The sequence below is a fragment of the Pseudoxanthomonas winnipegensis genome (assembly GCF_030322905.1).
GTDB lineage: Bacteria > Pseudomonadota > Gammaproteobacteria > Xanthomonadales > Xanthomonadaceae > Pseudoxanthomonas_A > Pseudoxanthomonas_A winnipegensis.
The window spans coordinates 3,277,349-3,301,665 of the sequence record NZ_CP095475.1; the positions used below are offsets into that span (position 1 = coordinate 3,277,349).

Consider the following 24,317-nt stretch of genomic DNA (forward strand, 5'->3'; position numbering starts at 1 on the left):
GAATGCTCACCAGCGCACTTCACCGACACAGCGCCGCGATCGCGTCCTCGAGCAGGTCGCCGGTGACCGGCTTGCGCAGGAATCCGTCGAAGCCGGCGGCGCGCGCCAGCGGTTCTGCCTCGGCGTCGGCGCGGGCCGTGACTGCCAGCAGCGGCAGGTCCAGGCCCTGGGCGCGCAGCTGGGTGGCCAGGGCCAGGCCATCCAGGCCGGGCAGGTCGAGATCGAGCAGGGCGATGTCGAAGCGCTCCACGCGCGCCTCGGCCAGGGCCGCCAGCCCGTGCGCCACCGCACGCACGCGGTGGCCGCGCGCCTGCAGCAGGCCGCTGATGACCGCGGCGACGGTGGCGTCGTCCTCGACCAGCAGCACGGACAGCGGTCGCACCTGCTGCAAGGGGCGATCGCGCGCCGCCGGCACGGGTGCATCCGCCGCGGCAGGCAGCGGCAGGTGCGCCAAGAAGCGCGTGCCCTGCCCCGGCGCGCTGTCCACCGTGATCCGCCCGCCCATGGCCTGTGCCAGCTCCTGGCAGATCGCCAGGCCCAGGCCGCTGCCGCCGTAGCGCGCGGTGGTGCGTGCGCCCTCGGCCTGCTCGAAGCGCTGGAACAGCCGCGCCTGCTGTTCGGCGCTCATGCCCGGCCCGGTGTCGCTGACGATCAGCACCACGCCCGCCTCCGCCGCCTGTGCGTGCAGCGCGACGCGGCCGCGGGCGGTGAACTTGACCGCATTGCCCAGCAGGTTCATCGCGATCTGGCGCACGCGCAGCGGATCGCCGCGCAGCGCGCGCGGCACGTCCGCGTCCACCTGCCAGTCGAAGGCCAGGCCCTTGCGCTCGGCGTTGGGTGCGATGAGCGCGGCGACCTCGCCGAGCAGTTCGCGCGGGTCGAAGTCCTGCACGTCCAGCGCCAGCCGTCCGGCCTCGATGCGGGCCAGGTCCAGCGCATCGTTGACCAGGCGCAGCAGATGCGTGCCGGCCTTCTGGATCGCCGCCACATAGCCGCGTTGGTTGGCGTCCAGCGGCGTGGCGGCGAGCAGTTCGCTCATGCCCAGCACGCCGGTCATCGGCGTGCGCACCTCATGGCCCAGCGTGGCCAGGAAGTGGGTCTTGGCCTGCGAGGCCTGTTCGGCCAGCACGCGCCTGTGCTGGGCCATCTGCCATGCGCTGCGCCGCTGCACGCGGCGCCGATACGCCCAGGCGCCGGCCAGCAGCAGGCACAACCCCAGCAGCGAGAGCACGAGCAGGCCGGACACGCTGCGCCACCACGGCGGAGCCACGCTGAAATGCAAGCGATGCACGGCGGAGGCGTTGCCGCTGGCGTCGAAGCCCTGCAGCGCCAGCGTGTAGTCGCCCGGCGCCAGCGCGGAGAGCACGCGATCGCCGCTGGCGCCCTGATCGACCCAGTCCGGATCCAGGCCGAGCAGGCGCGAGCGGTAGCGGCTGCCGGCCACATCGTCGAAGGCCAGCAGCCGCATGCCCACGCGCAACTCGCGGTCGTCCGGCCGCAGGCGCGGCGTCGGCGCGGGCAGCGCTTCGATGCGGCCCTCGCGCACGACCGTGGGCGGCCGCAGCAGCAGCGGCGGCGAGAGCGCGGCGCGGTCGGGCGTGGCCGGGTCGATCAGCACCAGCGCGCCATCGCTGGTGGTCGAGGCCAGCACGCCGCTTTCGAGCCGGTACAGGCATTTTTCGAGGAACTCCTGGCTGCTCAGTCCGTCGCGCACGCCGAAGGTGCGTACCACCGCGCGCTGCGGATCGGACACGTCCACGCGCAGCAGGCCGCGCTGGGTGGCCAGCCACAGCCGGCCCTGGCCGTCGCGCTGCATGCCGTTGGCGCTCACGTTGGGCAGACCGGCCTCGATGCGGCGCGACAGCTGCCAGCGGCCCTCGCGCCATTGCCAGCGTTCCAGTTCCCCGATGCGGAACACCCACAGCGCCTGCGCCGATTCCGGCACGAAGCCGGACACCTCCAGCGCGCCGTCCGGCCCGTCCACCGGCAGCAGGCGCCGCGTGGCCGGCTCCCAGCGCAGCAGGCCGGTGCCGCTGGCGATCCAGGGTTCGCCATCGGGCCCCAGGCGCAGCTGCTGGAAGGCCAGTTCGTGGCCGGTGACGGGATGCCGGGCGAATGCGTCCAGGACCTCCCCGCTGCGGCCATCGCGACGCTGCACCGCGCCCGGCGTGCCCAGCCACAGATCGCCGCGCGCATCCTCCAGCAGGGTCTCGGGCGCGAACGCCACCTGCCCGGCGCTGTGCAGCGGCCAGTCGCGGCGCGCGCCGGTGGCCAGATCCAGCCGCACCAGCGCGGCCGGGCGCACGCCCAGCCACAGCGCGCCGCGTCGGTCCTGCACCGCGCTGGTCAGGCCCAGATGCAGCGGGTCGATGCCGCGGAAGGCGGTCACCGTCACCGCGCCGCTGCGGCTGTCGACCTGCTCCAGCGTGCCGGCCGCGTCGGTCTGCCACAGCAAGCCGTGGCGGCCGGGGGCCACGCTGCAGTAGGGGCTGATCGAGGTGCCCTTGGCTGCCGGCAGCACGGCCATGCGCCGCCAGTCCGGGCGCAGATAGGCCAGGCCCTTGCCGACCACGCCCATCCACAGCCCACCGCCGGCCACGGCCTGGAAGCTGGTGACGAAGTGGCGGTCGAACAGCCCGTCGCGATCGCGCACCCATTGCGGCGCCTGCGCGCCATGCGTCAGCCACAGGCCGTTGGCGGTGCCGAGCCAGGATTCACCGTCGCCCGCATCGGCGACGGCCAGGATCTGATTGGCGCCCTCGAACATCGCCGACCACGGCGGCGTGCGCCAGACCTCGTCGCGGCCCAGGACGCGCGGCCCGGCGCGGGTGCCGGCCCACAGCGTGTCGCCGACGCGGGTCAGCGAGAGCACGGCCAGCGCGCCGGGGCCGCCTGCGGGCAGCGCGTTGAGTCGGCCGCCCTGCACATAGGCCAGTCCGGCTTCGGTGCCGACCCAGAGCCGGCCGCGCGCATCGACGGCCAGACTGGTGACCACATCCGAGGGCAGCATGCCGCCGGTGTTGGCCTGGTCGAAGCGGGTCAGCGCGCCGTCGGCGTCGATGCGGTACAGGCCGCCGCCGTTGGTGCCGAACCAGACGTGATCGTCCAGGCCGGCGATGGCGTACACGTCGTCGCTGCGCATCTGCGGGTACTGCGCGCGGCGATAGTGGCGGAAGCCGCGGCGTTCCACATCGAGCACGCTCAGGCCGGCGCTGGCCACCCAGACCTGGTCGTGCGGATCGACATACAGCGCCTGCTGCAGGTTGCCGGCCACCGAGGCGGGGTCGCGCGGGTCGTGCTGCCAGACGGTGAACTCGGTGCCGTCGAAGCGCGCCAGTCCGTCGTAGGTGGTCAGCCACAGGTAGCCGGTGCGATCGGTGGCCAGGGCGGTGATCGAGGTCGAGGGCAAACCCTCGGCGGTGGCGGTCAGGCGGAACGCGGGCCGCTGCGGCACCTGCGCGTGGGCCTTCGCCACGGCGCAGCACAGCGCCAGCGTCCAGAGCACACGGCGCAGCCCCTCGCACCGGCATTCCATGCTTCGGCTCACTCCATCGATGTCCCCGGTTCATCCTCGCAACGCGCATCGGCGTGTGCAAGCGCTTGTGCGATACGAAACGGCTCGAAGCGGTTCTTTCATCGATTGCGGGTGACGGCGCGTGCGCATGACGGCTTCGGGATCTGTAGAGCGGAGCTTGCTCCGCTGTTCTTCGTTCGGTTCGTGGGAAAGCCCCAGCGGAGCAAGCTCCGCTCTACAGGCAAGCCGCTGCGGGATTTGACGGGACGGTCCCCTTTGCAGGGACGCGAATCGAGCTTCGCGGCTTCGCGCAAAAGTCGCCGGGTTCCCGCGTTCGCGGGAACGACGACCCCCGCGGCCAGCGCTACTCCTTGCGCAGATTGGCTGCCGCGCGCGCGGCGGTCATCGCGGCGGCCAGCAGTTCGCCGGTCACCGGCTTGCGCAGGAAGGCGTCGAAGCCGGCCTCGCGCGCCTGTACTTCGGCCTGCGCGTCGGCGCGCGCGGTCACCGCCAGCAGCGGCTGGGCGAAGCCCTGGCGGCGCAGTTCGCGCGCCAGCGCCAGTCCGTCCATGCCGGGCAGGTCCAGATCGAGCAGGGCGATATCGACCGGCGCCAGCGCCAGTTCGGTCAGCGCGGCCAGCCCGTGCGGCACGGCGCGCACGCGGTGGCCGCGGGCCTGCAGCAGGCCGACGATCACCTCGGCGATGGTGGCGTCGTCCTCGACCAGCAGCACCGACAGCGGCACCTCAATGGCGTCGGCCTGGACCGCGCCGGTCGCATCGCCCTGCGCCACCGGCAGCGGCAGGTCGACCACGAAGCGCGTGCCCTCGCCCGGGGTGCTCTCCACCGCGATGCCGCCGCCCATCGCCGCGGCCAGCTCCTGGCTGATCGCCAGCCCCAGGCCGCTGCCGCCGTAGCGCGTATGCGCACCGTCGCCCTGCTCGAAGCGCCGGAACAGCCGCGCCTGCTGCTCGGCGTTGATGCCCGGGCCGGTGTCGCTGACCACCAGGCGCAGGCCCTGCCCGTCCAGCGGCAGCGCCTGCAGGCGGACCTGCCCGCGCTCGGTGAACTTGACCGCGTTGCTCAGCAGGTTGAGCAGGATCTGGCGCACGCGCACCGCATCGCCGCGCAGCGCGGCCGGCAGGCGCGGATCGATCTCGCTGGTGAAGGTCAGGCCGCGCCGTTCGGCCATCGGCGCGGTCAGCGCGACCACTTCGTCCAGCAGTTCGCGCAGATCGAAGTCCTGCTGATCCAGCTCCAGGCGGCCGGCCTCGATGCGCGCCAGGTCCAGCGCGTCGTTGACCAGCCGCAGCAGGTGACGACCGGCGTTCTGGATCGAGCGGATGTAGCGGTGCTGGCGCTCGTCCAGCTTTGTCGCCAGCAGCAGTTCGCTCATGCCCAGCACGCCGGTCATCGGCGTGCGCACCTCGTGACCGAGCGTGGCCAGGAACTGGGTCTTGGCCTGCGAGGCCTGCTCGGCCACGCTGCGCCGGTGCTGGGCCATCTGCCATTCGGTGCGGCGGCGCAGGCGCCGGCGGTAGGCGTGCATCCACCAGGCGATCAGCACGATCAGCAGGCCGACCATGCAGGCCACGCCCCACGAGCTCTGCCACCATGGCGGAGCCACGCGGAAACGCAGCGTCTTGACCTGCGACCACACGCTGTCGCTGCTGCGGCCCTGCACTTCCAGCGCGTAGCGGCCCGGCGGCAGGCGCGAGAAGATGCGCTCGCCGGTGTTGCCCACCTCGACCCAGCCCGGGTCGTAGCCGCTCAGGCGGAAGCGATAGGTGGTGCCCTCGGCGCCGGTGAAGGACAGCAGGCGGGCGATCACGTGCAGGTCGCGGTCCTCGCTGTCCAGCAGCGGATGGCCGACATGGGTCAGGTCCAGGCCGCGATCGCCGCGGCGCACGCCGACGAATTCGAACTGCAGGTCCGGCCGCCGCGCCGAGGGCACCAGCCGCGCCGGGTCGAACAGCACCAGGCCATCGGGCGTGGCCATCGACAGCTGGCCACTGACGGCCTGGACCAGGGTGCCGTGGCGGATCTCGGGATTGGGCAGGCCGTCGCGCACGCTGTAGGTGCGCACCGTGCCCTGGATCGGATCGACCCGCGCCAGGCCGCGGCTGGAGATGGTCCACACCACGCCGCGCGCGTCCACGCGCATCCCGGTCGGGGCGATGGACGGGAAATCCTGCGCGATGCCGATCGACTGCCGCCAGCGCAGGCGATGGCCATCCCAGGCGTAATGGTCCAGCTGGCCCATGCGCCCGGTCCACAGGCTGCCGTCGGCGGCCAGGTCCAGCGAGAACACGGGCTGATCCGGCGCGCCGGGCACGGCGGCCAGGCGCCCACGCGCGGCATCCCAGGTCAGCACGCCCTGGTTGGTGGCCAGCCACAGGCGCTGGCCGGCGTCGCAGCGCATCTGCTGCACGACCAGGCCGGAGGGATAGTCGGCGGTGCCGCGTTCCAGGTTGCGCAGCACATGGCCCTGCTCGTCGCGCAGTTGCAGGCCGGCCGAGTTGGTGCTGATCCACAGCTGCGCGCCGCAGCGGCGCAGTTCGACGATGCCGCCGGGCAGCGGCTTGTCGCGGGCATCGTCCACGGTCCACTCGCGCCGCTGGCGGGTGGCCGGGTCGTAGCGCAGCAGCTTGTAGATCAGCCCGACCCAGACCCGGCCCTGGCTGTCCTCTTCCACCGACTGCGGCCAGTTGACCGGATCCAGCGGCTGGATGTGCTGCTCCATCCGGCCGGTCGCCGGATCGAGCCAGTCCAGCGCGCCGCGGGTGCCGACCAGCCACAGCCCGCCGCGTCTGGACGGCGCCTGCGCCAGCACGAACGGGTTGGTCATGGTGCTCGGGTCGCTGGCGTCGTTGGTGAGCACGGCGAACTGGCGCCAGTTGGCCGGCAGATGCCAAAGCCCCGCGTTGAGGCTGGCGAACCACAGGCCGCCGTCGCGGTCCTCGTAGCCGCCCATCCAGTTGGGCTTGACCACGCCGCGCGCCGAGACGCTGTACAGCGGCACGTTGCGCACCGTGCCGTCGGCGGCCTTGTAGCCCATGCCGGCGGCGGTATCGAGCCAGTAGGTGCCGGCGATGTCGCGCAGCATGGTCTGCAGGATCGGGATGTGGGTGACCGGCCGCCACGGGTCGCGCACCCAGCTGCCGTCGGGCTTGCGCAGCGACACGCCGCGGCTGGTCGCCACCCACAGGCTGCCGTCGGCCTCGACCGTGAGGCGGTTGATCGTGGGCGAAGGCAGCGCGGCGGCCGGCACGCGTTCGAAGTCATGCCCGGTCCAGCGCGCCAGGCCGCTGCGCGTACCCACCCACAGGCTGCCGTCCGGCGTCACCGCCATGTGCACCACATCGCGCCCGGGCAGCGCGCGCGGGTCGTCGGGCCGGGCCCGGTAGAGCTCGAAGCGCCCGTCCGGCAGGCGCCGGGTCAGCCCGCCGGCCGAGGTGCCGAACCACAGGCTGCCATCCGGCGTGGCCGAGATGCACCAGATGGAATTGCTGCGCAGCTGCGGGGTGTTGGCGCGGTTGTAGAAGCGGAAGTTGCGGCGATCGGCGTCGAAGACCGCCACGCCCTCGTTCTCGGTGCCGATCCACAGCTGGTTGCGCGCATCGACGTACAGCGCCCACAGCTGGTTGTCCCTGAGCCCGTGCTCCATCCGCCAGATGCGGAAGCCGCGCCCGTCATAGCGCGCCAGGCCGTCGCTGCTGGCCATCCACAGATAGCCCAGATGGTCCTCGGCGAAGGCGGTGATGGTGGCGCTGGGCAGGCCGTCGGCCACGCCCATCTGCCGCGGCTGCGGGGTCAGCGGGACAAGCGCGCCCGCCAGCCCGCTCCAGGCCAGCAGGCTCCACAACACGATCGCGCGTCCCCACATCCGGATCTCTTCCTTCACCCGCCTGCGCGCGCCATCACGACCCGCCTGCGGGCCATCGTGCAGGCCCGTGGCCGGGGCTGGCAACTGCGCAGGCCGCGGGTCCGGCCAGAACGCCATTGCGCGCCGCGCAATGGAATGTTGCCGCGGGGCCCGAAGCGCGCGACCGGCGGCATGCCTAGAATCCCCCCCATGCCCAACCCATCCCGCCTCCGCACGCTGCGCTCGCGCCTCTGCCTGCTCGCCGCCCTGGCCATGCCGGGCGCCGCCTGGGCCGCCAGCGAGACCTACCAGCTCGATCCGGTCCACACCCGGGTGCTGTTCTCCGTCTCGCACGCCGGCTTCTCGCAGGCGATGGGCACGGTCTCGGGCAGCACCGGGCTGATCGAATTCGACCCCGGCGACTGGAGCCGCGCGCGCGTGCAGGTCAGCGTGCCGCTGGACCGCGCCGATCTGGGCGATGCGGCCTGGAACAAGGCCGTGGCCGCCTCCAACCTGCTCGACGTCAAGGACCATCCGCGCGCCGAATTCGTCTCCACCCGGGTCATGCCGCGCGGCGGCGACCACTTCGACGTGGTCGGCCAGCTGACCCTGCACGGCGTCACCCGCGAGGTCACCCTGGCGGTGACCTTCAACCAGCTCAAGCGCCATCCGCTGCCGCCGTTCCGGCGCACGGCGGGCTTCTCGGCCACCACCACGCTCAGCCGCGCGGCCTTCGGCATCGATGCCTGGCCCTCGGTGATCGGCGATGCGGTGCAGCTGAACCTGCAGGTGGAGGCCACGCGCACGCGCGAGGCGCTCGAACCCGCCGCCGCCACGCCCGCCGACGCCGCCTCCCCGTCCACGCCCGCCCAGGAACCCGCCACGCCATGACCCGAGCCAACGCCCAACGCTGGGGCGCCGTCAGCCAGACCCTGCACTGGCTGATCCTGCTGTTGCTGCTGGTGCTGTGCGTGGTCGGCCTGACCATGGGCGACCTGCCGCGCACGCCCAAGTACTTCTGGGTCTATACCGCGCACAAGTCGCTGGGCATCACGGTGCTGGTGCTGGTGGCGCTGCGCCTGGCCTGGCGCCTGTACGCCGGCGCGCCGCCACCGGTGCCGGGCACGCCGCGCTGGCAACACGCCATCGCCACGCTGACCCACGTGCTGCTGTATGGCGTGATGTTCGCCATGCCGCTGTCGGGCTGGCTGTACGACTCGGCCAGCGGGCTGCGGCCGTTCAAGTTCTTCGGCCTGTTCGAGATGCCCAAGCTGGTCGCGCCCGACGAACACCTGCGCCACCTGGCCCATTCGGCGCACGAATGGGGCCTGTACGTGCTGATCGTGCTGGTGGCGCTGCACGCCGGCGCGGCGTTCTACCACCACCTGTTCCAGGGCGACGCCACGCTCGCCCGCATGCTGCCGCGCGGCTGGTTGCGCGTGTCGGCCCAACCGAAGGATGCATGACATGTCCCGCCATTTCCTCAGCCCCGCCCTGACCGCCGCCGCCCTGGTGGCCGCCTTCGTCGCCGCCCCGGCCCGCGCCGCCACTTACGTGCAGGCGCCCGGCTCGACGCTGGTGTTCGCCAGCAGCTACGACGGGGAGACCTTCACCGGCAAGTTCGGCAAGTTCGACACCAAGGTCAGCTTCGACCCGGCCCACCCCGAGCTGGGCACGATCGACGTCACCATCGGCCTGGCCGGCACCAGCAGCGGCAACGGCGACCGCGACTCGACCCTGGCCAGCGCGGACTTCTTCGACGTAGGCAAGTTCGCTCAGGCCACCTACAAGGCCAAGGGCTTCAAGTCGCTGGGCGGCGATCGCTACAGCACCGACGGCGTGCTGACCCTGCGCGGGGTCTCCAAGCCGGTGACGCTGACCTTCGTGTGGACGCCGGGCGCGCAGCCCACGCTGGCCGGCAAGGCCACGGTCAAGCGCCTGGACTTCGGTGTCGGCGGCGGCGACTGGAAGGACACCAAGACCATCCCCGACGCGGTGGCCATCAGCACCAAGGTCGTGCTCAAGCCCGGCAGCTGAGCGGGAAAGATGGGTAGGAGCCGCCACGGCGGCGATGGGCTTTCCCGTTAAAGCCCTATCGCTGCCGTGGCGGCTCCCCCCTGTAGAGCGGAGCTCGCTCCGCTGGGGCCTTCCCCCACGAACCGAACGAAGAGCAGCGGAGCGAGCTCCGCTCTACAGGCAGGCCGCTGCAAGATTTGAAGAGACAGTGGCTCCCACAATGCGGGGAAGCACTAGGCCAGAGGTGCGCATGACTTCCCGGCCATGCGCGGATCGGCGCACGCGGCGCATCGTGCCGGCACTTCCCTTGCCAGGCCTTCGAGCATGCGTGCGCCCCTGATCGCGATGTTGCTGTCCGCCGCGCTGTCCCTGCCCGCGGCCGCTGCGCCGTCCGCCCTGCCGGCCACGCCGGAAGACGCCCTGCGCCAGTACCAGCAGGCCGAACTCGATTTCGACCTGGCGCGCCTGCGCCAGGTGCTGGATGCCTCGTTCGTCGAGATCAGCCCGCTGGGCCAGGTGGACGAGCACGACGCGGTGCTCTCGTTCTACGCGCCGGACAAGAAGGTCGCCGCGCCGCCGGTGACGATGGACGAGGTGGTCGTGCGCGCGCATGGCGACGCCGCGGTGCTCTCGGCGCAGCTGCACTACGTGGTCGGCGAGCGCGCGATGGCGATGCGCCTGGGCGCCACCGCCAAACGCACGCCGCAGGGCTGGGTGCTGGTGTCCGCGCAGTACACGCCGATCAAGGCGAACACGCCGCCGCCGGCGCACTGAGCCTGCCGGGCCCTCAGCGCGCCAGGAAGGCGCGCACCGCTTCGATGGTGAAGGGCCAGTCCAGTTCGGCCTGCGAGCGCGCGTCGCGCAACACCGGCACGCGCAGGCCGTAGCGCGCCTCCAGCGCGGCATCGTCGTCGATGAACACGCTGGCCGGCTCCGGCACGCGCGCCGCGGCCAGCACGGCCAGGGCCGCATCGCACAGGTGGCAGTCGTCGCGCTGGTAGAGCAGCAGGTCGGTCATGCGGGCGTGGCGGGCAGGCGAGCGGCTGAGTTAACCCGCACGGAGATGCCGCGTCGAGTACGGGCAGCGGCGTTGCTTTGGAGCGGACCCGGCGACGGGGCTTGAATATCGAAATTAAGTGCGGGGTGGCTGGCCTACAATGCCCGGTGAGCCCTCATCCCGCCGATAATTTCGATTTTTATGGACGTTGCCGTCTCCGGCACCCTGGCCAGCCGCATCCACCAGCAGCTGCGGCACGACATCGTGCGCGGCCGGCTCAAGGCCGCCGCCAAGCTGAAGCTGGCCGAGCTGCAGCAGCGCTACGGCATCGGCCTGGCGCCGCTGCGCGAGGCGCTGGCGCGCCTGTGCGGCGAGCAGTTGGTGGTCAGCGCGGACCAGCGCGGCTTCTGGGTGGCGCCGCTGTCGCTGCAGGAGCTGGACGACATCGCCAAGGTGCGCGTGCTGGTGGTGGACGAGGCAATGAACGACTCCATCCTGCACGGCGATGCGGCCTGGGAGGCGCAGGTGGTCCAGGCGCTGGACGCGCTGGCGGCAATCGAACGCGACCTCTCCGGCAGCACCACCCAGCCGCCGGGCGATGTGCTGGACGAACTGGAGGCGCGCAACTTCGCCTTCCACCGCGCCCTGCTCGGCGCCTGCCGCTCGCCCTGGCTGCTGCGCCTGCAGGACATGTTCTATCACCAGGCCGAGCGCTACCGGTACGCCGCGCTGCCGCGCGCCCGCGACAAGCGCTTCTCGCTGGACGAGCACATGGCCATCGCCGATGCGGCCCTGGCGCGCAACGTGATCAAGGCCTGCCGCCTGCACGACGAACACATGGCCCGCACCCACGCCAGCGTGCGCGCGGCGCTGGCCCGCCACCTGCAGCCCGATGCGCCAGCGCCGCAGGCGCGCGCGTCGCGCTGACCCCATCAACGCAACCCCTGCCTGGAATCCACCGTGGCCGTCAGTACCTTCGACCTGTTCAAGATCGGCATCGGGCCGAGTTCCTCCCACACCGTCGGGCCGATGCGCGCGGCCGAGCGCTTCGTGCACCGCTGGCTGCTCGATCCGGGCCACCTGGCGCGTACCGCGCGGCTGCGCGCCGAGGTGTTCGGCTCGCTGGCGCTGACCGGCCGCGGCCACGGCACCGACAAGGCCGTGCTGCTGGGCCTGGAAGGCCACCGCCCGAACCTGATCGACCCGGACATCATCCCCGCCACCCTGGCGCGCATCCGCGGCGAGAAGCGGATCCTGCTGATGGGCCAGCACGCCATCGATTTCGACGAGAAGCGCGACCTGGTGATGAACAAGCGCCAGAAGCTGCCGTTCCACACCAATGGCATGCGCTTCTCCGCCTTCGACGCCGCCGACAACGTGATCGCCACGCGCGATTACTACTCGGTCGGCGGCGGCTTCGTGGTCAATGCCGACGAGGCCGCCGAGGACCGTATCGTCGCCGACGAGACCGCCCTGCCGCATCCCTTCGCCAGCGGCGATGCGCTGATCGCGCGCAGCAACGAGACCGGCCTGTCCATCGCCCAGCTGATGTTCGAGAACGAGCAGGTCTGGCGCAGCCCGGAGGAGATCCGCGATGGCCTGCGCGAGCTCTGGAGCGCCATGCAGTCCTGCGTGGCGCGCGGCATCCGCCAGGAAGGCACCCTGCCCGGCGGCCTGCACGTGGGCCGGCGCGCCCCGGCGCTGTACCGCGAGCTGTCCTCCAAGCCCGAGGCGGCCATGCGCGATCCGCTGACCACGCTGGACTGGGTCAACCTGTACGCCCTGGCGGTCAACGAGGAGAACGCCGCCGGCGGGCGCGTGGTCACCGCGCCCACCAACGGCGCGGCCGGCATCATCCCGGCGGTGCTGCATTACTTCGACCGCTTCTGCGCCGGGGCCGATGAGGCGCGCGTGTTCGACTTCCTGCTGACCGCCGCGGCGGTGGGCATCCTCTACAAGGAGAACGCCTCGATCTCCGGCGCCGAGGTCGGTTGCCAGGGCGAGGTCGGCGTGGCTTGCTCGATGGCCGCCGCCGGCCTGACCGCGGCGCTGGGCGGCAACACCAGCCAGATCGAGAACGCCGCCGAGATCGGCATGGAACACAACCTCGGCCTGACCTGCGACCCGATCGGCGGCCTGGTGCAGATCCCCTGCATCGAGCGCAACGCGATGGGCGCGGTCAAGGCGATCAATGCCAGCCGCATGGCCATGCGCGGCGACGGCAAGCACAAGGTCAGCCTGGACAAGGTGATCCGCACCATGCGCGACACCGGCCGCGACATGCGCGACAAGTACAAGGAAACCAGCCGCGGCGGCCTGGCGGTGAACGTCATCGAGTGCTGACCGGCGCTACGGACGCGCCGTCGCTGATGCGTTCCCGGCTGGCGCTCGCGCCTGGCATCCAGTGCGTCCCGCGGACTGGGACACGCCGGCACGCCTGCGCGAGGTCCTCACTGCGGCCTCGCCCGGGCCTGCCTACGCTGCGCCTCTCGTCCCTCCACTGGAGTCGCGCATGCCGCGTTCGTTCCTGGCCCTGTGCCTGGCCGCCCTGGCCGCGCCCGCCCTCGCCCAGCAGCAGCCCGCCTACGGCCCGCGCCTGGAAGGCTTCGACTATCCGCATCCGGTCCAGCGCTACGCCTTCAGCGCGCAGCGGCAGGACCTGGAAATGGTCTACATGGACGTGGCGCCGACCGGCCAGGCCAACGGCCAGACCGCCGTGCTGCTGCATGGCAAGAACTTCTGCGCCGCCACCTGGGAGGACACCATCGTGGCCCTGGCTAGGTCCGGCTATCGGGTGATCGCGCCGGACCAGGTGGGCTTCTGCAAGTCGTCCAAGCCGCGCCATTACCAGTTCTCGCTGGCCGGGCTGGCCGACAACACCCATGCATTGCTGACCAGTCTGGGCATCGACAAGGCGGTGATCGTCGGTCACTCGATGGGCGGCATGCTGGCGATCCGGTATGCGCTGATGTTCCCGGGCGAGGTCAGCCACCTGGCGCTGGTCGACCCGCTCGGCCTGGAGGACTGGAAGGCCGTCGGCGTGCCCTACCAGAGCGTGGACCAGTGGTATGCCGGCGAGCTGAAGACCAGCTTCGAGAGCATCAAGCAGTACCAGCTGGACGTGTACTACGCCGGCACCTGGAAGCCGGCCTTCGAGCGCTGGGCGCGCATGCAGGCCGGCCTGTACGCCGGCGCCGGCAAGGAGATCAACGCCTGGGACCAGGCGCTGACCTACGACATGGTCTACAACCAGCCGGTGGTCTACGAGCTGCCCAGGATCGCCGTGCCGACCACCTTGTTCATCGGCCTCAAGGACCGCACCGCGATCGGCAAGGGCAAGGCGCCGCCGCAGATCCGCGCCACGCTGGGCAACTATCCGGTGCTGGGCAAGCGCGCGGCCGCGGCGATCCCGGGCGCGAAGCTGATCGAGTTCGACGACCTGGGGCACTCGCCGCAGGTGCAGGATCCGGCGCGGTTCAATGCGGCGCTGCTGAAGGCGCTGGCGCCATGACGAGCGTGCGCCGCGTCGCGTTTCTCGATGTCTGGGCGCGAATCCGAAGCGAAGTCACAGTTTCGCCCGCGAAGTTGGCACGCCCCATGCGCGATCCCTCCCCATGCATTCCAACCAATGCCAGGGGACAGGCCGTGCTACCCGATTCCATGACCGCAAGATGCTTCTGCTGCGACCAAAAACTGTATTTCGCGCCAGATTCTGACGCGGGCCGCGTGATCGAACGCTACGGCATCGTGGTGTGCGCCACGTGCTTCGAAAGTAGCGCCAGCGGCTGGAGCGCCGAGCACGAGCCCCGCGTGCTGCAGCAGCTGCAGCTCAGCCGCCTGGCGCCCCCGGCGCGCAACGCCCACGGGCTGCTGCCGCGCGACTGACGCGCGCAGCCATGACGCATCGCGAAGGCGCAAAGAAGGCGGCGATGCGCGGAACGTTCGCGCCGAAGCGCGGTATCGCGCGCTGGCCGTCCCTGTCCGCCAGATATGCCAACGAATGACGGACAGCATGCAATCGCTGACCGCCTGAGGCCGCCGGCACCAACGTCACGCGGCCAGTGAGGCCCGACCCGGCAACACGGCCAACACATCGTCCAGCAGCGCCGCAGCGGTGACCTCGGCGCCGGCGCCCGGCCCCTGGATCAGCAGCGGCTGCTGCGCGTAGCGATCGCTGTGGATCGCCACGCGATTATCGGTCCCGGCGCCGCCGCACAGCGCATGTCCCGCGGGCAGGGCCTGCAGCGACACGCTGGCGCCGCGCGCATCGAAACGCCCGACGAACCGCAACTGCGCGCCCTGCGCGCGTGCCGCGCGCAGGCGCTCCTCCAGCGGCGCATCCAGTGTGTCCAGCAGCGCATCGACCTGCGCGTCGGACGCGCTGGCCAGCACCTGCGGCACCAATGACTCGACCCGCACATCGCCGACCTGCAGCGGCACGCCGGCCGCGCGCGCCAGGATCAGCAGCTTGCGGCGCACGTCCTCGCCGGACAGGTCGATGCGCGGATCCGGTTCGGTGAAACCGGCCTCACGCGCCTGGCGCACACAGGCCGAGAACGGCGTGCGGCCATCGAAGCTATGGAACAGGAAGGCCAGCGAGCCCGACAGCACGCCCTCGACCGAGGCGATCGCGTCGCCCCCGGCGACCAGCGCGCGCAGGCTGCGCAGCAGCGGCAGCCCGGCGCCGACCGTGGCGCTGTCGCCATAGCACGCCGCGCCCTCGCGCGCGGCCTCGGCGATCGCCTGGGCGCGCAGCAGATCGGCGCCGCGGCCGAGCTTGTTGGCGGTCACCACGTGCACGCCGCGGCCCAGCCATTCGGCATGGCGCAACGCGATGGCATCGCTGGCCGTGGCGTCGATGACGATGTCGCCGGCGTCCAGCGCATCGGCCTCGGCCCAGGGCGGCACGATGCGCGCATTGGCCGGCGCGGCGCGCAGCCGCGCCAGGCCCTCGTGCAGATCGCCCTCGCCTTCGACCACGCCGCGCGAGTTGGCGATCCAGGCGAACACCGGCAGCGCCACGCCGCGCGCCTGCAGGCGCTGATAGCGGCCCACCAGGGCACTGCCGACCACCCCGGTGCCCAGCAGCGCCAGACGCGGCGCGCGGCGCGTGCCCAGGCGGATCACCGCGCTCATGCGTCGACCGTTTTCCGGCTTGCCTGGGCGATCACCGCCTGGGCGCGGGCCAGGCCGGCGCGCAGGTCGGCGACCAGGTCGTCGGCCAGCTCGATGCCCACCGACAGGCGCAGTAGGCCATCGGAGATGCCGGCCTTGGCGCGCGCTTCGGCGGTCATCGCCGCGTGGGTCATGGTGGCCGGGTGCGCGACCAGGCTCTCCACGCCGCCCAGCGACTCGGCCAGGGTGAAGTAGCGCAGGCCGTCGACGAAGGCGCGCACCGCCGCCTCGCCGCCGTCCAGCTCGAAGGAGATCATCGCGCCGAAGCCCTTCTGCTGGCGCGCGGCCAGCGCATGGCCCGGATGCGAGGCCAGGCCGGGGTAGTAGACCTTGGCCACGGCCGCGTGGCCGTCGAGCGCGGCGACGATGGCCGACGCGTTCTCCTGATGCACGCGCAGGCGCGCGTCCAGCGTGCGCAGGCCGCGCAGGGTCAGGAAGGCGTCGAACGGCGAGCCGGTCAGCCCCAGCGCATTGGCCCACCACACCAGCTGCTGGTGCAGCTCGGCCTCGCGCGCGATCACCGCGCCGCCGACCACATCGCTGTGGCCGTTGACGTACTTGGTGGTCGAATGCAGCACCAGGTCGGCGCCGAACTCGATCGGCCGCTGCAGCGCCGGCGACAGGAAGGTGTTGTCCACCACCACCTTGGCCCCGGCCTTGTGCGCGGCCTCGATGACCAGGCGCAGGTCGGTGATGCGCAGCAGCGGGTTGGACGGGGTCTCGATCAGCACCAGCTTGGGCGAGGCCGCCAGCGCCTCACCCAGCGACACCGGATTGGTCAGGTCGGCGGTGATCAGTTCGAAGTGGCCCTTGGCCGCCAGCGCGTTGAACAGGCGCCAGCTGCCGCCGTAGGCATCGTGCGGCACCACCAGCTTGTCGCCCGGCTGCAGCAGCGCGTTGAGCACCAGGTTGATCGCGCCCATGCCGGTGGAGGTGATCACCCCGCCCGCGCCGCCTTCCAGCTCGGCCAGCGCCTCGCCCAGCAGGTCGCGCGTGGGATTGCCGCTGCGCGTGTAGTCGTACTGGCGCTTGTTGCCGAAGCCGTCGAAGGAGAAGTTGGACGACAGCACGATCGGCGGGGTCACCGCGCCGTAGGCGGTGTCGCGATCGATGCCGGCGCGCACGGCGGCGGTGGCGGCGCTGCAGGGGATGGCGTCGTGGGAGGAATGGCTCACGGGGTGTCTCCGGTGGGGCGAAGGGCGGTGGCGAGGATCGCGTCGATGCGGTCGGTTTCTTTCAGGAAGGCGTCGTGGCCGTAGGGCGAGCGCAGCACGCGCAGGCTGCCGCGCTTGCCCAGCCCTTCGACCAGGGTGACCAGGTCGGCCAGCGGCACCAGCCGGTCGCCCTCGACGGCCACCACGGTGGTGGGCACGGCGATGGTCGAGGGGTCGATGCGGTGCAGGTCGATGGATTCGGACAGGCGCAGGAAGGCGGTGACCGGGGTGCGCGCGACGTAGGTCGCGCCGGCGGCGTCCAGGTAGTCCTCGGCGGCCACGCGCACGCGGCCGTTGACCAGCTCGGGCGCGGCGTCGAAGCGCTCGCCGAACTCCTCGGGCGTGCGGTAGCTCAGCATCGCGAACTGGCGCGCCAGCGACAGGCCCTGCTGGTCGGCGCACTGCAGCTGGCCCAGCGCCACCGCGTGGCGCTGCAGCGCGCGCCAGGCCGAGGCGAACGGATGCGGACGATGCGCGCCGCTGACCGCGACCAGGCGCTCGACGCGCTGCGGATGGCGCGCGGCCAGGTGCTGGCCGACCAGCGCACCGTAGGAGTAGCCGACGAAGGCGCGCAGCGCGGCGATGTCCAGCGCATCGAGCAGCGCGACGATGGCATCGGCCTGGTCGGCCGGATCGATCGGCGCGTCGAGCTGGCCGTCGGCGCCGATGAAGTCGAAGGACAGGATGCGCACGCGCGCCGGATCCAGCGTGCGGCCGGCGCGGACCAGGTCGTTGGCCCAGCCGTTCTCGGGGAACTGCGCGCTGGCCGCGACGTGGCGGTGCGCGGAGATGCCGCCGGCCACGAACACCACCGGCGCGCCGGCCGGGCCGTGCAGTTCGTAGCGCAGGTTCAGCGTGCGCGCGCCGGCGTGGCGCAGGGCCAGGGCCACCGGCAGTTCGCCGCGGATCGCGGCCACGGCGCTGACCTGCGCACCGGCACAACAGGCATCGACGTCGGGGGATTCGGGGAGGGCGGCGGCGTTCACGAGGCTCATGGCGGATCCGGGAAGGAGCGGCCATCGAGCTTTCGCGGGGAAGCTCGCGTTCGTCGTGCGCGTCGAACGGCCATGCCGTCGATGCATCGTACGAACCATCTTTCGGTCTAAACGCGTAGGCGTCGCCGCAGGATTTGGCACCGACCACGAGGCGCTTGCGCGTCCCGCTGGCTGCCCCGGCTTCAAAGGGCCTGTCCCTCTGCCGGTCTCGATGGTGGGCGCAGGTTGCCAGCGCCGGAAGCGGTTGTCAATCGCTCCATCGCGATGGAGCGATGCTTCCACCTGAAACCGCCTTCCGCCTGCCGCATGGACGCGGTCTGCGCGGAGCGCTCGCGCATAATCGCCGCCCATGAACCGCGCCCCCCTGCTCCTGCTCGCCGGCCTGCTGCTGGCCGGCTGCACCAGCCTGCCCCGCCCCGCCCCTGGCCCGACCCCGGAGACCGTGCCGAAGGCGCCCGCGCCCGACGCGGTGGTGAGCGAGGCCTGGATCTCCGAACCGCTGCCCCAGGCCGAGCTGGACTCGCTGGCGGTCTGGCCGACCGAGGACGACGGCGCCTGGGTGATCGTCACCGCCAAGGCCAGCAACCAGCTGATCGTGTTCGATGCCGACAGCGGCAAGCGCCTGCGCACGGTCGGCGGACCGGGCGCGGGGCCGGGCCAGTTCGGGCGGCCCAACGGCATCGCGGTGTGGGGCGATACGGTGTTCGTGGCCGAGCGCGACAACCACCGCGTGCAGGCGCTGTCGCTGCCGGACTTCACGCCGCGCGGCTTCATCGGCGCCGACACGCTCAAGGTGCCCTACGGGCTGTGGCTGCGCGAGACCGCGCCGGACCTGCTCGAGCTGCTGGTCACCGACAGCTTCATGGCCGATTTCCGCACCGGGCAGCTGCCGCCGCGCGAGCAGATGGACCAGCGCGTGCGCCGCTTCGAGGTGGACCTGCAGCCCGACGGCGGCCTGCAGGTGCGTGCGGCCGGCAGCTTCGGCGATACCGGCCAGGCCGGCATGCTGCGCATGGTCGAATCGATCGCCGGCGATCCGACGCACGACCGCCTGCTGATCGCCGACGAGGACCGGCGCGTGGGCTCGACCTTCCGCGATTACACGCTCGAAGGCCGGTTCCGCGGCGCCAGCCTGCCGGTGTTCCTGGCCGATGCCGAGGGCATCGCGCTGTGGGACTGCGATCTGGACGACGGCTGGTGGATCGCGGCCGACCAGCTCACCCCGACGCTGTTCCGGGTCTATCGCCGCGACACGCTGGCGCCGGTGGGCACCTTCACCGGCAAGGTCGTGGCGCAGACCGATGGCGAGGCGCTCTACGCGGCGGGCACGACGCGCTTCCCGGACGGCGCGCTGTTCGTGCAGCACGACAACCAGGCCATCGCCGCCTTCGACCTGCGCGATATCGCCCGCGCCCTGCGCCTGCGCGGCAGCTGCCTGCCGTGATCCGGCGCGCGGCGTGCGGCGTCGCGCTGGCCCTGCTCCTGCCGGGCCCGACGCGCGCCGCGCTGCCGTGGTGGAACACGGTCCGCCCCGCGCCTCAGGCCGCCGCGCAGGCGCGTACGACGTCCGCTGTAGACGGGAACCCGCAAGCGCCCGCCGCGAGCCGTGACCCCGCGGATGGCCCCCTCGCCCGCCTGCGCCTGGAGCGCACGCCCACCCGCACCCTGGCCTGGGTCGAGAACCCGCTGCCCGGGCCGGTCCAGGTGCAGCTGGACGCGCAGCGCCTGCGCGGTGTCGTCGCCTCGCCCGCGCTGCCGGTACGCAAGCTGCTGCCCGCGCACGGACGCGCCCTGGTCGCCACGCTGATCGTGGCCGATCCCCAGGCCGGCAGCGATTTCCAGCTCAAGCTCGACGCGGTCCCCGGCGATCCGCAGGCGCGGCCGCTGCAGGCGACGTATCGGCTGCCGTTCGACGCGCCGGTGCGCGTGGACCAGGGCCCCGGCGGGCACTTCAGCCACGACGATGCGGAGAACGCCGACGCGCTGGATTTCGCCCTGCCCGAGGGCACGCCGATCCTGGCCGCGCGCGCGGGCGTGGTGCTGCAGGTGCAGGACGGCTTCGAACACGGCGGGCCGCAGCGCGAGGCCTTGCGCGGGCGCAGCAACTTCATCCGCATCCTGCATGCCGACGGCAGCATGGCCCTCTACGCCCACCTCAAGCCCGAAGGCAGCTTGGTGCGTCCAGGCGAGTCGGTCGCCGCCGGTCAGCGCATCGGGCTGTCCGGCAACACCGGCTTTTCCTCCGCCCCACACCTGCACTTCGTGGTCCAGATCAACGCCGGCATGCGTCTGGTCTCGGTGCCGGCGCGCCTGGTTGGGCCCTTGGGAGAACTGCACCTGGCCCATTGACCCGTTCAGGTGGCGTTGACTGCAGGATTTACTACATAAGTGTAATATTAGCTTGTGAACAGAATCCCGCCCGCCACCAGCCGCTTCGATGCGACCGAACAGGGGCTGGCCGCCACCAGCCGCCGTCACCCTGGCTTCCCGCGCCCCGCCGCCACGGTGGTGCGCCTGGTCAAGCTGCTCTACAAGATCACCACCGATCACGGCAACGAGTCCATGCGTGAGCACGGCCTCACCTACGCCGAGTACAACGTGCTGATGATGATCGAGGCCAGCCCGGACGGTGCGATCAATCCCTCGCAGATCGCCGATGCGACCAGCGAGAAGTCGGCCAACATCACCCGCCTGACCCAGCAGCTGGTCGACAAGGGCCTGGTCGAACGCGAGCCCAGCCCGCACGACCGGCGCATGTGGCTGCTGCGCCTGACCGAGGCCGGGCGCGCACGTGTCACCGCGCTCATCCCCGACATCAGCGCCGTGCTGCTGGCCTATACGCGCCATCTCCAGGCCGATGAGCTGGAGCAGCTCAAGCTGCTGCTGGCCAAGCTGCTGCGCGGCGTGGAGGAGGCCCAGTGAGCGCCGCGCCCGCCGCCGCGAGCCCCGCAAAGGTGCCGCTGTCCACGCAGGTGCGCGAGGTGCTGCGCGGCGAGGGCCCGGCCTGGCTGTTCGTGTTCAAGGTGCTGCTGTCGATGTACCTGGCGGCGTGGATCGCCATGCGCATGGGCTTCGCCTCGCCCTCGACCTCGATGGTCACCGTGATCGTGCTGATGAACCGGCAGAGCGGCATGGTCCTGGCCAAGTCGTTCTACCGCGCGCTGGGCACGATCGTGGGCAGCATCGCAGCGGTGACCATCACCGCGCTGTTCCCGCAGCAGCCGGTGCTGTTCCTGCTGGCGCTGTCGCTGTGGGTGGGCATGTGCGCCGGCGGCGCGCTGGCGTTCCGTAACTTCCGCTCGTACGGCTTCGTGCTGTCCGGCTATACCGTGGCGATCATCGCCCTGCCGGCGGTCAATACGCCGATGCACGTGTTCGATCTGGCCGTCGCGCGCCTGACCGAGGTGCTGCTCGGCATCCTGGTCAGCGCGGTGGTGTTCGACGTGGTGTTCCCGGTGCGTCTGCGCAACAGCCTGCGCACCACGGCGACCACGCTGATGGACAGCTTCCTGGACTTCGTCCGCGATGGCACGCGCGGGACGATCCCGCGCGCGCAGATCGAGCAGGCGCATCTGCGCTTCGTGCGCCAGAGCATGGCGCTGGAGGACCTGCGCGCCTCGGTGGTGTTCGAGGATCCGGAGGCGCGCGTGCGCAGCCGGCGCATGCGCCTGCTCAACCAGCGCTTCATGGCCGCCTCCACGCGCTTCCAGTCGCTGCACCATCTGATGAACCGGCTGCAGCAGCGCGACCGCGACGACCCGGTCTTCGCCGCGCTGCTGCAGCTGTACCGCCCGCTCGGCGATGCGCTGGCCGAGCGCGCCGCCGGCGCCGACTACGCGCGGCTCAGCGAGCGCCTGGAGGCGGTGTACGAGGCGCAGCCGGCGCGCGCGACCGCGCTGCGCGCCAGCCTGGCCGCGCCGCTGCTGGACGACTTCGACACCGGCGCCTCGCTGCTGCGGCGCCTGACCGGCGAACTGCGCGACCTCACCCACACCGCCGCCGCCCTGCAGCAGCCGGGCGTGAGCGCGCCGCTGCGCCGCGCCAACGAGCAGATACGCTTTCACTACGCCACCGACCGGGTCGCGGTGGCGGTGACCGTGGCGCGCAGCTTCCTGGTCACCTTCGTGCTGGGCCTGGCCTGGATGCAGAGCGGCTGGACCAGCGGCGCCGGCGCCATGGCCAACGTGATCGCCTTCACCGCGATCCTGGCCTCCGGCGCCAATGCGCATATCGCGGCGGCGCAGACCACCAAGGGCATCTTCCTGGGCCTGCTGTCGGCCTTCCTCTGCTTCACCCTGGTGCTGCCGCGCATCGACAGCTTCGGCATGCTGGTGCTGGGCAGCGCGCCGTTCTTCATGGTGGCCGTCTACCTGTCGACCCGGCCAACGCTGTTCGGCCTCAGTCTGGGCATGTGCCTGGGCAGCGTCGTCGGCCTGGGCCTGGGCCTTGCGCCCAACCTGGATACCTCCAGTTTCATCAACGGTGCAGTCGCCCTAGGCATCGGCGCGCTGCTGGCGATGCTGGCCTTCCAGCTGATCCCCTCGGTGATCGGCACGCCTGGGCAGCGTCGCCGCCTGCTGGTCGAACTGCGCCGCCAGGTCGCGCTGGCCGCGCGCGCACCGCTGAGCGGACTGGCGCCGCGTTTCGAGAGCGTCAGCCGCGACCTGTTCCTGCAGGTGGTCAACCACACCCAGCAGGGTAGCGACGAATCGCGCACCCTGCTGGCCTGGGCGCTGTCGGTGCACGAGACCGGGCGCACCCTGATCGAGCTGCGCCACGACAGCATCGACGCCGCCGTGCCGCCGTCCATCGAGGCGCATATCGACGCCGCCGTTGCCGCCATCGGCCGCCTGTACGGCCACCTCTCCCCGGCCGACCACGACGCCGCGCTGGCGCACCTGGACGCCGCGCTGAACCAGACCCTCATCGAAGGCGCCGTGCCGCCGTCGCTGCAGCCGGTGCGCGAGCACCTGCACCTGCTGCGCAGCGCCCTGCGCGATGCCGACTCGGTGCTGGCCGGCGCCGCCGGCCGCACCCCTGCCCCGGAGCCTGCCCGTGCTACCTCCTGAAATCTCCATCGGCGGCGTCTACGTCCCCGGCCTGCTGGTGCTGGCCTCCGTCCTGTTCGTGGTGTTCTGGCTGCTCGACGGCCTGGCCGCGCGCGCCGGCCTGTATCGCTACGCCTGGCATCCGCCGCTGTTCCGCCTGGCCGTGTACGTGTGCGTGTTCGGGCTGCTCGGCCTGCTGTTGCTGAACTGAACCCGCCAACGCCCGGCCACTCGCAGCAAGCGCCACGCCCCCTATCCAACCCCTTTCAACCCCAACCGCCATGAACACCCAATCCCTGATCCGCACCGCGCTGACAACCCTCGTCGTGCTGGCCGCCGCCCTGATCGGCTACGCGCTGTGGAAGCACTACATGTATTCGCCGTGGACGCGCGACGGCCGCATCCGCGCCGAGATCGTGCGCATCGCTCCGGACGTGTCCGGCCTGGTGGCCGAGGTCGGCGTGCAGGACAACCAGGCCGTGAAGGCCGGCGATGTCCTGTTCCGCATCGACCCGCGCCGCTTCGAGCTGGCCGTCGCCCAGGCCCAGGCCGACCTGGCCGCCGCGCAGGCCGCCGCGCGCGCCGCCGGCGCCAACATCTCCGCCGCCGCGGCCAGCACCGCCGCCAGCCAGGCCGACTACCAGAAGTACGCGGCCCAGGCCCAGCGCCGCGAGGCCGCCGCCGCGGTGATCTCGGCCGAGGCCCGCGCCGACGCCAGCGCCACCGCGCGCGCCGCGCAGGCCGCGGTCGAGCAGGCCCGCGCCAACCGCAACGCCGCCACCGCCTCCCAGTCCAAGGCACTTGCCGCGGTCGAACAGGCCCAGGCCGCACTGGACCTGGCCCAGCTCAACCTGGAGCGCGCCACCGTGCGCGCCGCCGCCAACGGCTACATCACCAACCTCAACGTGCGCGTGGGCGACTACGCCAGCGCCGGCGCGGCGCGCATGGCGCTGGTGCGCAGCGACACGATGTGGGTCTACGGCTACTTCGAGGAAACCAAGCTCCCGCGCATCCGCCCGGGCGACCGCGCCGACATCCGCCTGATGAGCGGCGGCCATGCCCTGCGCGGCACCGTCGAAGGCATCGCCCGCGGCATCACAGACGCCGACAACCCCACCAGCAGCAGCGACCTGCTGGCCACCGTCAGCCCGACCTTCAACTGGATCCGCCTGGCCCAGCGCGTGCCGGTGCGCGTGCGCATCGACCCGGCCAGCGTGCCGAAGGACACCCTCCTGGCCGCCGGCATGACCGCCTCGGTCACCGTGCACCCGGGCACGCACGCGCGGGACTGAGCCGCGCCGGCGCCGAGCCCGCGACGCACCTCTGAAGCGCCAACGACGCCATGGCGGCTCCTGCAAGGCCGGCCTCACGCGTCAATGCGTTCGCAGCACATCGCAATCCAGGCTCGGCAGGAGCAACTGTCTCCTCAAATCTTGCGGCGGCCTGCTGTAGAGCGGAGCTTGCTCCGCTGGGGCCTTCCCCTACGAACCGAA

The 24,317-nt window shown here is 71.8% G+C and carries 20 protein-coding genes and 1 riboswitch; of the genes, 14 read left to right on the top strand and 6 right to left on the bottom strand.

Going from position 1 to position 24,317, the window contains the following annotated elements:
• Positions 1-19 precede the first annotated feature (19 nt).
• Complete coding sequence (locus MWN52_RS14430) at positions 20-3,535, bottom strand: hybrid sensor histidine kinase/response regulator (protein WP_286575181.1); 3,516 nt, start codon at positions 3,533-3,535, stop codon at positions 20-22.
• 343 nt (positions 3,536-3,878) lie between these two features.
• Complete coding sequence (locus MWN52_RS14435) at positions 3,879-7,400, bottom strand: hybrid sensor histidine kinase/response regulator (RefSeq protein ID WP_286575182.1); 3,522 nt, start codon at positions 7,398-7,400, stop codon at positions 3,879-3,881.
• A gap of 189 nt (positions 7,401-7,589) precedes the next feature.
• On the opposite strand from MWN52_RS14435, the gene MWN52_RS14440 reads away from it, so the two are divergent.
• The 4 genes from MWN52_RS14440 to MWN52_RS14455 all read left to right on the top strand — a co-directional run bounded on the left by MWN52_RS14440 (position 7,590) and on the right by MWN52_RS14455 (position 10,169).
• The gene (locus tag MWN52_RS14440) at positions 7,590-8,270 is read left to right on the top strand and encodes a YceI family protein (protein WP_286575183.1); all 681 of its coding nucleotides are present in this window, start codon (positions 7,590-7,592) and stop codon (positions 8,268-8,270) included.
• Entirely contained in the window at positions 8,267-8,845 is a 579-nt protein-coding gene (locus tag MWN52_RS14445) for a cytochrome b (protein ID WP_130524258.1), read from the top strand. The genes MWN52_RS14440 and MWN52_RS14445 overlap by 4 nt, the downstream gene beginning before the upstream one ends.
• A 1-nt stretch (position 8,846) precedes the next feature.
• Positions 8,847-9,416: a YceI family protein gene (locus MWN52_RS14450; protein ID WP_130524259.1), complete on the top strand. Its 570-nt coding sequence runs from the start codon at positions 8,847-8,849 to the stop codon at positions 9,414-9,416.
• A gap of 303 nt (positions 9,417-9,719) precedes the next feature.
• On the top strand, positions 9,720-10,169 hold the full coding sequence (locus MWN52_RS14455; RefSeq protein ID WP_286575184.1) for a nuclear transport factor 2 family protein: 450 nt from the start codon (positions 9,720-9,722) through the stop codon (positions 10,167-10,169).
• A gap of 13 nt (positions 10,170-10,182) precedes the next feature.
• Here MWN52_RS14455 and MWN52_RS14460 read toward each other — a convergent pair whose 3' ends face one another.
• A complete protein-coding gene (locus MWN52_RS14460; protein WP_130524261.1) occupies positions 10,183-10,413 on the bottom strand; it encodes a glutaredoxin family protein in 231 nt (76 codons plus the stop codon).
• A 180-nt stretch (positions 10,414-10,593) separates the two neighbouring features.
• Between MWN52_RS14460 and MWN52_RS14465 the strand changes: the two genes are divergently transcribed.
• The 4 genes from MWN52_RS14465 to MWN52_RS14480 all read left to right on the top strand — a co-directional run bounded on the left by MWN52_RS14465 (position 10,594) and on the right by MWN52_RS14480 (position 14,277).
• Positions 10,594-11,319 carry a GntR family transcriptional regulator gene (locus MWN52_RS14465; protein WP_286575185.1) on the top strand — a complete coding sequence of 242 codons (726 nt, stop codon included), beginning with the start codon at positions 10,594-10,596 and terminating at the stop codon, positions 11,317-11,319.
• A 33-nt stretch (positions 11,320-11,352) separates the two neighbouring features.
• Positions 11,353-12,735 carry an L-serine ammonia-lyase gene (locus MWN52_RS14470; RefSeq protein WP_286575186.1) on the top strand — a complete coding sequence of 461 codons (1,383 nt, stop codon included), beginning with the start codon at positions 11,353-11,355 and terminating at the stop codon, positions 12,733-12,735.
• Positions 12,736-12,904: 169 nt separating this feature from the next.
• On the top strand, positions 12,905-13,903 hold the full coding sequence (locus MWN52_RS14475) for an alpha/beta fold hydrolase (protein ID WP_286575187.1): 999 nt from the start codon (positions 12,905-12,907) through the stop codon (positions 13,901-13,903).
• 215 nt (positions 13,904-14,118) lie between these two features.
• Positions 14,119-14,277 carry a hypothetical protein gene (locus tag MWN52_RS14480; RefSeq protein WP_165394628.1) on the top strand — a complete coding sequence of 53 codons (159 nt, stop codon included), beginning with the start codon at positions 14,119-14,121 and terminating at the stop codon, positions 14,275-14,277.
• A 165-nt stretch (positions 14,278-14,442) separates the two neighbouring features.
• On the opposite strand, the gene MWN52_RS14485 is transcribed toward MWN52_RS14480, so the two are convergent.
• The 3 genes from MWN52_RS14485 to metX are packed head-to-tail and all read right to left on the bottom strand — an operon-like array spanning position 14,443 to position 17,776.
• Complete coding sequence (locus MWN52_RS14485; RefSeq protein WP_286575188.1) at positions 14,443-15,528, bottom strand: homoserine dehydrogenase family protein; 1,086 nt, start codon at positions 15,526-15,528, stop codon at positions 14,443-14,445.
• Positions 15,525-16,742, bottom strand: a complete 1,218-nt coding sequence (locus tag MWN52_RS14490) for an O-succinylhomoserine (thiol)-lyase (RefSeq protein ID WP_286575190.1) — start codon at positions 16,740-16,742, stop codon at positions 15,525-15,527. The genes MWN52_RS14485 and MWN52_RS14490 overlap by 4 nt, the downstream gene beginning before the upstream one ends.
• Positions 16,739-17,776, bottom strand: coding sequence for a homoserine O-succinyltransferase MetX (gene metX / locus MWN52_RS14495; RefSeq protein WP_286575191.1), 1,038 nt, complete (start codon positions 17,774-17,776; stop codon positions 16,739-16,741). Before metX ends, MWN52_RS14490 begins: the two co-directional genes overlap by 4 nt.
• 92 nt (positions 17,777-17,868) lie before the next feature.
• Positions 17,869-17,994: riboswitch (SAM riboswitch) on the bottom strand.
• Between the two features lie 131 nt (positions 17,995-18,125).
• On the opposite strand from metX, the gene MWN52_RS14500 reads away from it, so the two are divergent.
• From MWN52_RS14500 to MWN52_RS14525, 6 genes are all read left to right on the top strand, one after another.
• Positions 18,126-19,220 carry an NHL repeat-containing protein gene (locus MWN52_RS14500; protein ID WP_286575192.1) on the top strand — a complete coding sequence of 365 codons (1,095 nt, stop codon included), beginning with the start codon at positions 18,126-18,128 and terminating at the stop codon, positions 19,218-19,220.
• Positions 19,221-19,246: 26 nt separating this feature from the next.
• On the top strand, positions 19,247-20,125 hold the full coding sequence (locus tag MWN52_RS14505) for a M23 family metallopeptidase (RefSeq protein ID WP_425608131.1): 879 nt from the start codon (positions 19,247-19,249) through the stop codon (positions 20,123-20,125).
• Positions 20,126-20,179: 54 nt separating this feature from the next.
• Complete coding sequence (locus tag MWN52_RS14510) at positions 20,180-20,698, top strand: MarR family winged helix-turn-helix transcriptional regulator (RefSeq protein WP_286575194.1); 519 nt, start codon at positions 20,180-20,182, stop codon at positions 20,696-20,698.
• Positions 20,695-22,845 carry an FUSC family protein gene (locus MWN52_RS14515; RefSeq protein WP_286575195.1) on the top strand — a complete coding sequence of 717 codons (2,151 nt, stop codon included), beginning with the start codon at positions 20,695-20,697 and terminating at the stop codon, positions 22,843-22,845. Before MWN52_RS14510 ends, MWN52_RS14515 begins: the two co-directional genes overlap by 4 nt.
• Positions 22,832-23,035: a DUF1656 domain-containing protein gene (locus MWN52_RS14520; protein WP_286575196.1), complete on the top strand. Its 204-nt coding sequence runs from the start codon at positions 22,832-22,834 to the stop codon at positions 23,033-23,035. Before MWN52_RS14515 ends, MWN52_RS14520 begins: the two co-directional genes overlap by 14 nt.
• A 70-nt stretch (positions 23,036-23,105) precedes the next feature.
• Positions 23,106-24,116, top strand: coding sequence for an HlyD family secretion protein (locus tag MWN52_RS14525; RefSeq protein WP_286575198.1), 1,011 nt, complete (start codon positions 23,106-23,108; stop codon positions 24,114-24,116).
• The last annotated feature ends 201 nt before the right edge of the window (positions 24,117-24,317 follow it).

Excerpts from the sequence above, each read along its gene's own strand:
- MWN52_RS14460 (WP_130524261.1), bottom strand. The coding sequence starts at position 10,413 with ATGACCGACCTGCTGCTCTACCAGCGCGACGACTGCCACCTGTGCGAT.
- MWN52_RS14430 (WP_286575181.1), bottom strand. The coding sequence starts at position 3,535 with ATGGAATGCCGGTGCGAGGGGCTGCGCCGTGTGCTCTGGACGCTGGCG.
- MWN52_RS14525 (WP_286575198.1), top strand. The coding sequence starts at position 23,106 with ATGAACACCCAATCCCTGATCCGCACCGCGCTGACAACCCTCGTCGTG.
- MWN52_RS14500 (WP_286575192.1), top strand. The coding sequence starts at position 18,126 with ATGAACCGCGCCCCCCTGCTCCTGCTCGCCGGCCTGCTGCTGGCCGGC.
- MWN52_RS14450 (WP_130524259.1), top strand. The coding sequence starts at position 8,847 with ATGTCCCGCCATTTCCTCAGCCCCGCCCTGACCGCCGCCGCCCTGGTG.
- MWN52_RS14455 (WP_286575184.1), top strand. The coding sequence starts at position 9,720 with ATGCGTGCGCCCCTGATCGCGATGTTGCTGTCCGCCGCGCTGTCCCTG.
- MWN52_RS14465 (WP_286575185.1), top strand. The coding sequence starts at position 10,594 with ATGGACGTTGCCGTCTCCGGCACCCTGGCCAGCCGCATCCACCAGCAG.
- MWN52_RS14435 (WP_286575182.1), bottom strand. The coding sequence starts at position 7,400 with ATGTGGGGACGCGCGATCGTGTTGTGGAGCCTGCTGGCCTGGAGCGGG.
- MWN52_RS14475 (WP_286575187.1), top strand. The coding sequence starts at position 12,905 with ATGCCGCGTTCGTTCCTGGCCCTGTGCCTGGCCGCCCTGGCCGCGCCC.
- MWN52_RS14440 (WP_286575183.1), top strand. The coding sequence starts at position 7,590 with ATGCCCAACCCATCCCGCCTCCGCACGCTGCGCTCGCGCCTCTGCCTG.
- metX (WP_286575191.1), bottom strand. The coding sequence starts at position 17,776 with ATGAGCCTCGTGAACGCCGCCGCCCTCCCCGAATCCCCCGACGTCGAT.
- MWN52_RS14445 (WP_130524258.1), top strand. The coding sequence starts at position 8,267 with ATGACCCGAGCCAACGCCCAACGCTGGGGCGCCGTCAGCCAGACCCTG.
- MWN52_RS14485 (WP_286575188.1), bottom strand. The coding sequence starts at position 15,528 with ATGAGCGCGGTGATCCGCCTGGGCACGCGCCGCGCGCCGCGTCTGGCG.